This window comes from Kitasatospora sp. NPDC051702, assembly GCF_040681575.1.
Taxonomy (GTDB): Bacteria; Actinomycetota; Actinomycetes; order Streptomycetales; family Streptomycetaceae; genus Kitasatospora.
In genome coordinates, this window is sequence record NZ_JBFAZB010000093.1 from 1 (window position 1) to 6,745 (window position 6,745).

The window sequence follows — 6,745 nt, forward strand, 5'->3', positions numbered from 1 at the left end:
GCCGCCCTGCCGGACTGGCAGGAGGCCGCGGAACGACAGGGAGTCGACCCGGCGGGCGGGTTCGAGGACGGCGTGGCGCTCGGCCACCGGGAACCCTCCCGGTGGCGCCGTCCCGTCGTCCCGGTGCGGGCCGCGCCCTCGCGGCGCCGGCTCAGGCGACCGCCATCTCGGTGTCGCGGTTGACGAGCGCCGCGTAGTGGCCGCCGAGGGCGAGCAGTTCCTCGTGGGTGCCGCGCTCGGCGACCCGGCCGCGCTCCAGCACGACGATCTCGTCGGCGTCGCGGATGGTCGACAGCCGGTGGGCGACCGTGATGGTGGTCCGGCCGGCGCTCGCCGCGTCGATGGCCTCCTGGACGGCCTGCTCGGTCTGGGTGTCGAGCGCGCTGGTGGCCTCGTCGAGCACCAGGATGGGCGGGTTGCGCAGGATGGCCCGGGCGATCGCCAGGCGTTGCTTCTCCCCGCCGGAGAAGCGGTACCCGCGCTCGCCGACGACCGTGTCGTAGCCGTCCGGCAGGGACATCAGGTAGTCGTGGATGTGGGCGACCTTCGCCGCCGCGACGAGCTCCTCGTCGGTCGCGGCGGGCTTGGCGAAGCGGAGGTTGTCGGCGACGGTGGCGTGGAACAGGTAGGTCTCCTGGGAGACCACGCCGACCGCGGCCGAGAGCGTCCCGAAGGACAGGTCGCGCACGTCGACGCCGTCGATCGTGACGGTGCCGGTGGTCGCGTCGTACAGGCGCGGGATGAGGTAGCTGAGGGTGGTCTTGCCCGAGCCGGTCTCCCCGACGATGGCGAGGCTGCGCCCGGCCGGGACGGTCACGTCGACGCCGTCCAGCGTCGGTCGCTCCGCCCCCGCGTAGGAGAAGCCCACCCCCCGCAGGCGGACCTCGCCCCGCAGCACCGCCGGCTCGACGGGCCGCTCCGGCTCGGCGACGTCGACCGGCAGGTCGAGGTACTCGAAGATCCGCCCGAACAGCTCGAGCGAGCTCTGGATGTCCAGCCCGATGGTGAGCAGCCGCTGGGCCGGGCGGAACAGGCTCTGCTGCAGGGTGGTGAAGGCGACCAGGGCGCCGAGGGAGATGGCCATCCGGCCGCCGTGCGAGGTCAGCCCCGCCACCCAGTAGATCACCGCGGGCATGGAGGCCATCACGATCCAGATGGTGGACTGGTACCAGAGGCCGGCCGTGCTGGCGCGCACCTCGATGCCGGTGAGCTTGCGGGACTGCCGGGCGAAGTTGTCGCTCAGCGACCGTGACCGGCCCATGGTGTGGCCGAGCATGATCCCGCTGACCGAGAGCGACTCCTGCACGATCGAGGAGAGTTCGGAGAGCTGGTGCTGCCGCTCCCGGGAGATGACGCGGCGCTCGTCGCCGACGTGGCGGCTGACCCAGACGAACCCCGGGAGCATGACCAGCGAGGCCAGCGTCAGCCGCCAGTCGAGCAGGACCATCGCGGTGGTGGTGGCGATGACGATCGTCAGGTCCGACACCAGCGCGGTGGCGGTGGTGGTCACGGTGACCTGCATCCCGCCGATGTCGTTGGCGATGCGGGACTGCACCTCGCCGGTGCGGGTCCGGGTGAAGAAGGCCAGCGACATGCGCTGGAGGTGGGAGTACACGGAGGTCCGCAGGTCGTGCATGACCAACTGGCCGACCTTGGCGGACACGTGGGTCTGCCAGACGTTGAACGTGCTGGTGGCGATCGAGACGAAGATCATGCCGAAGGCGAGGAGCGACAGCAGCCCGGTTCTGCCCTGCGGCAACGCCACGTCCATGATCTCGCGGATCAGGAAGGGGTTCACGAGGGAGACCAGGGACGAGCCCGCGACCAGGGACGAGACGAGTAACAGGTTCTTCCGGTACGGGCGGAACAGCCTGAGGATGCGTCTCTTCTGGACGGGAGGCTGAGCGGTGGACGACCCGGTGGTGCTCACCCTGGTCTCCTTCTCTTGTGGTCAGTTCCAGTCGACGGAACGCAGGACGAGGGCGGAGTTGAAGCCGCCGTGGCCCCGGGCCAGGACGAGTGCCGTGGTCACGGGCGCGTGCCGCGGCTCGGTGACCAGATCGAGGTCGTAGTCGGGGGAGGGGGTGACGTTCGCGGTCGGCGGGATCACCCCGTCGCGCATGGCCAGCAGGGCGGTGGCGACGTCCAGCGGGGCGGCGCCCGACCCGAGCCGGCCGGTCATCGTCTTGGGTGCGGTGACGGGGACCGCCCGGGGCCCGAAGAGCCCGGTGATCGCCGCGGCCTCGATCCGGTCGAGCTCCGGGGTGGCGGCCGCGTCGGCGAAGACGACGTCGACGTCGCCCGGCGACAGGCCCGCGTCGTCGAGCGCGATCTCGATCGCCTTGCGCAGGGTCGGCTCCCGGCCGCTGTCCGGGCCCGGGTCGAAGGTCGCCCCGTAGCCGCTGATCTCGCCGTACACCCGGGTCGCGCCGCGCCGGCGGGCGGCCTCGGCGTCCTCCAGGATCAGCAGGGCGCCGCCCTCGCCGACCACGTGCCCGGTGGCGTCGGCGTCGAAGGGGAGGTAGGCCCGGTCGGGGCGCTCCTCGGTGGTCATCCTCCCGGTGGTGAGCTGGGCCGCCCAGCCCCACGGGCAGATGGCGGCGTCGACGCCGCCGGAGAGGATCAGGTCGCTGCCCTTGCGGATCAGCCGGCGTGCGTGGGCGAGGGCGTCGAGGCCGCCGGCCTGGTCGCTGACGACCACGCCGCTGGGGCCGCGCATGCCGTGCCGGATGGAGATCTGGCCGGTGTTCACCGCGTAGAACCAGGCGAAGGACTGGTAGGCGCTGACGTACTGGCTGCCCTGGCTCCACAGGTTCTGGAGCTGGTCCTGGCCGAACTCGAAGCCGCCGGAGCTGCTGGCGGTCATCACGCCCATGCCGTACTCGTCGGCCGCATCCGTGCACACCCCGGCGTCGGCCAGGGCGTGCTCGGCGCCGACGAGGGCGAGCTGGGTCATCCGGTCGGTCTGCGGGATGAGCCGGCTCGGCAGGTGTTCCTGCACGGTGAAGCCGTCCACCTCGCCGGCGAGCTTCGACGGGTACTGCTCGGGGTCGAAGCGCTTGATGCGGCCGATGCCGCTCCGGGACGCGCGGGTGGCGTCCCAGTAGTCGTCCACGCCGAAGCCGTTCGGGGAGACGACGCCGATGCCGGTCACCACGACCTGGGTGCTCATGCCGCGGTGCCCCTGTCCGGTCGGGCGAGGACCATCGCGCTCTGGAAACCGCCGAATCCGCTGCCGACCGTCAGCACCGTGTCGGTGTGCCAGTCGCGCGCGGTCAGCGGCACGTAGTCGAGGTCGCACTCGGGATCCGGCTTGTGCAGGTTCGCTGTCGGGGGCACCACGTGGTTCTCCATGGCCAGGACGGATGCGGCGATCTCGATCGAGCCGATCGCGCCGAGCGAGTGGCCGACCATCGACTTGATCGAGCTCACGGGGGTACGGCGGGCGTGGTCGCCGAGGCTGCGCTTGAAGGCGCTGGTCTCGTGACGGTCGTTCTGCTTGGTGCCCGAGCCGTGCGCGTTGATGTAGTCGACGGCCTCGGGGTTCAGCCGGGCCTCGTCCAGCGCGACCCGGATGGCCTCGGCCATCTCGCGGCCGTCGGGGCGCAGTCCGGTCATGTGGAAGGCGTTGCAGCGGCTGGCGTAGCCGGCGATCTCGGCGTACACGTGGGCGCCGCGCCGGCGTGCCGACTCCAGCTCCTCCAGGACGAACATCGCCGCGCCCTCGCCCAGGACGAAGCCGTTGCGGGTGAGGTCGAACGGCCGGGAGGCGTGCTCGGGGTCGTCGTTGCGCGGGGTGGTGGCCTTGATCGCGTCGAAGCACGCCACGGTGATCGGCGAGATCGGCGCGTCGCTGGCACCGGTGATCATCACGTCGACCGAGCCGTCGCGGATCAGTTCGGCCGCGTAGCCGACCGAGTCGATGCCGGAGGTACAGCCGGTGGAGACCACGGTCGAGGGGCCCTCGGCGCCGACCGCCCAGGCGACCTCGGCGGCGAAGGAGCTCGGGACGAAGTAGTTGTAGAGGTGCGGGACGGCGTACTCGTGGTCGACCAGGCCGAGCCGGCCGCCGTCGCTGACCACCCGGTACTCCTCGTCGAGGCCCATGGTGGCGCCCACGGCGCTGCCGACCGCCACGCCGACCCGGTGCGGCGCGAGGCCGGGCAGGTCCAGGCCGCTGTCCGCGAGCGCCTCGCGGGCGGTGACCAGGGCGAACTGCGCGGCGCGGTCGGTGCGCCGGATCTCCTGCGGGCCGAGCCCGTGCTCCCACGGGTCGAAGTCGACCTCGGCCGCGACGCGCGAGCGGAACGGCGCCGGGTCGAAGAAGGTGATCCCCCTGGTCGCCGTGCGGCCCTCGCTGAGCAGGCTCCAGAAGTTCTTCGCGCCGATTCCCCCCGGTGCCACCACCCCGACGCCGGTGATGACCACCCGCCGGCCCGTCATTCGGACTCCCAGGTGTAGAACCGCTGGGCCATGGCGTCCGCGGGGGAGCGCCAGGTCGACGGGTCGTAGGCCTGGATGAACGGCTTGAGGTCGTCGCTGATGCGGACGAAGCGCGGGTCGCCCTTCGCCTGCTCGATGAGCCGGCCGCCGTTGTCGTCCTCGAAGTCCTGGAGATGGAAGTACAGCCCGTTGTACATGAAGAGCTGACGTCGCCGAGTCCCCATGCGATGCGGCATCTCGGTCTCGTCGAAGGCGCTGAAAAGCCGAGCCACCTCAGCGCTCGAACGAGGGTCCATCTTGGCCACTATTAGATTGCTGTGCATTTGACCGCCTCCTCAGGGGGTTTACCGGGACTACCGCAGATCCTTGACCAGCGCCGCCCACCGGGCGAGCTCCTCATCCGACAAGGGGGGCAGACAGGGCTGGTCGGCAGGTGGGATTCTGAGGTCCCGCCATTCGTAGGGGGGACACACTCCGGTCGCCGCCCGCCCCATCCACATCAGACCCTCGGCGAAGTTCTTCCATAGGGATCGCAGGACGGACCTGGGTCTCGCGCCCATGTCAATCTCCAATCATCGGGGAATATCGCCCATCGCCACGATGGGTGAAGCCCCTCAAGGGGGGGTCGGGAGGGCGTCGAATTCCACTGGAGAGCGCGATGGGACGGGAAAAGGGCGGTTCCGTGGCGGAACCGCCCTTTCCGGTGTGGCCGGGGGGGGGGATGGTGAGGCGTCAGTGTGAAGCGGCCAGCAGCCCGCGGTTGCGCAGCACCCGGCGCTCCAGCGGGGTGAAGACCAGCAGGTCGATGGCGACGCCGACGACGAGGATCAGGACGATGCCCAGCAGCACGCCCGCCATGTCCGAGAACTCGCGCTGGTTCTCCAGGTACCGGCCCAGGCCCAGGCCGAGGTCGGGGGAGGAGGCGATGAGCTCGGCGGCCATCAGCGAGCGCCAGGAGAAGGCCCAGCCCTGCTTGAGGCCGGCCAGGTAGCCGGGCAGCGCGGCCGGCAGCAGCACGTGCCGGGCGCCGCGGGCGCCGGTCGCGCCGAGCGTGCGGCCGGCGCGCAGCAGCAGCGGCGGCACCTGGTCGACCCCGGCGATCAGGCCGTTGGTGATCGAGGGCACCGCACCGAGCAGGATCACCGCGTACATGGCCGAGTTGTTGATGCCGAGCCAGATGACGGCCGCGGGCACCCAGGCGACCGAGGGCAGCGACTGGAGGCCGGACAGCACCGGGCCGACGGCGGCCCGCAGCGGCCTGACCTGCGCGACGAGCAGACCGATCGGCGTGCCGATCAGCACGGCCGTCAGGAAGCCGGAGACGCCGCGCCAGACGCTGGTCCAGATGATCGAGAAGAGCGTGCCCCGGTCCCAGAGATCGGTGAGCGCGTGCCAGACGTCGGCCGGGCTGGGCAGCTTGTCCGGGGTGGTCAGGTGCAGGCCGTAGGCGAGCTGCCAGAGGCCGAGGACCAGGGCGACCCCGAGCAGCGGCGGCAGCACCCGCTGACGCAGCCGGCGGCCGATCGGGGTGCGCTGCGCCGGGGCGGTCTCCAGCGCGTCGAAGCCGGCCACGACGCCGGCGGCGTCGGTGGCCGGGTCGCCCGGTACGGCGGGTCCGCCCGGCCGGGGGAGCCGGCCGGGGAGGGCGTCGGGGAGGATGTCAGTGCTGGCCATGGCGGCGGATCTCCCCACGTAGGTGTTCGGTGATCTCGATGGACAGGTCGGACACCCCGGCGGACTCGATCCGGCGGGGTTGCGGCAGGTCGATCCGCCACTCGCGGGCGACCCGGCCCGGGCGGGAGGAGAGCAGCACGACGCGCTGACCGATCCGCACCGCCTCGCGCACGTTGTGGGTGACGAACAGGACGGTGAGCCGCCGCTCGGTCCAGATCCGGATGAGCTCCTCGTGCAGCAGGTCCCGGGTGATGGCGTCGAGCGCGGCGAAGGGCTCGTCCATCAGCAGCACCTCGCCGCCCTGGGCGAGGGCGCGGGCCATCGCGACGCGCTGGCGCATGCCGCCGGACAGCTCGTGCACCCGCTTGTGGTGGGAGCCGTCGAGGCGGACGAGTTCCAGCAGGCGTTCGGCCTCGGCGCGGCGTTCGGCGCGCGGGACGCCGGCGAGCTTGAGGGCGAGTTCGATGTTGCGTCCGGCGGTGAGCCAGGGGAACAGCGCGTGGTCCTGGAACATCAGGGCGGGGCGGCCGCCGGGCACCTCGATGCTGCCCGCGGTGGGCCGGTCGAGGCCGGCCACCAGGTTGAGCAGGGTGGACTTGCCGCAGCCGGAGGCGCCGAGCAGGGTGAC

Annotated in this window: 6 protein-coding genes; all 6 read right to left on the reverse strand. The window is 71.8% G+C overall.

Going from position 1 to position 6,745, the window contains the following annotated elements; translation table 11 throughout:
- Positions 1-151 precede the first annotated feature (151 nt).
- On the reverse strand, positions 152-1,930 hold the full coding sequence (locus AB0N04_RS38235; RefSeq protein WP_360223249.1) for an ABC transporter ATP-binding protein: 1,779 nt from the start codon (positions 1,928-1,930) through the stop codon (positions 152-154).
- A gap of 21 nt (positions 1,931-1,951) precedes the next feature.
- A complete protein-coding gene (locus tag AB0N04_RS38240) occupies positions 1,952-3,172 on the reverse strand; it encodes a ketosynthase chain-length factor (protein ID WP_360223252.1) in 1,221 nt (406 codons plus the stop codon).
- The gene (locus tag AB0N04_RS38245) at positions 3,169-4,443 is read right to left on the reverse strand and encodes a beta-ketoacyl-[acyl-carrier-protein] synthase family protein (RefSeq protein ID WP_360223255.1); all 1,275 of its coding nucleotides are present in this window, start codon (positions 4,441-4,443) and stop codon (positions 3,169-3,171) included. The genes AB0N04_RS38240 and AB0N04_RS38245 overlap by 4 nt, the downstream gene beginning before the upstream one ends.
- Positions 4,440-4,766: a TcmI family type II polyketide cyclase gene (locus AB0N04_RS38250; RefSeq protein ID WP_360223258.1), complete on the reverse strand. Its 327-nt coding sequence runs from the start codon at positions 4,764-4,766 to the stop codon at positions 4,440-4,442. The genes AB0N04_RS38245 and AB0N04_RS38250 overlap by 4 nt, the downstream gene beginning before the upstream one ends.
- A 409-nt stretch (positions 4,767-5,175) precedes the next feature.
- Positions 5,176-6,117, reverse strand: a complete 942-nt coding sequence (locus tag AB0N04_RS38255) for an ABC transporter permease (protein WP_360223261.1) — start codon at positions 6,115-6,117, stop codon at positions 5,176-5,178.
- The coding region (locus AB0N04_RS38260; protein WP_363365747.1) for an ABC transporter ATP-binding protein at positions 6,104-6,745 on the reverse strand (642 nt) is incomplete at its 5' end. The genes AB0N04_RS38255 and AB0N04_RS38260, both read right to left, overlap by 14 nt.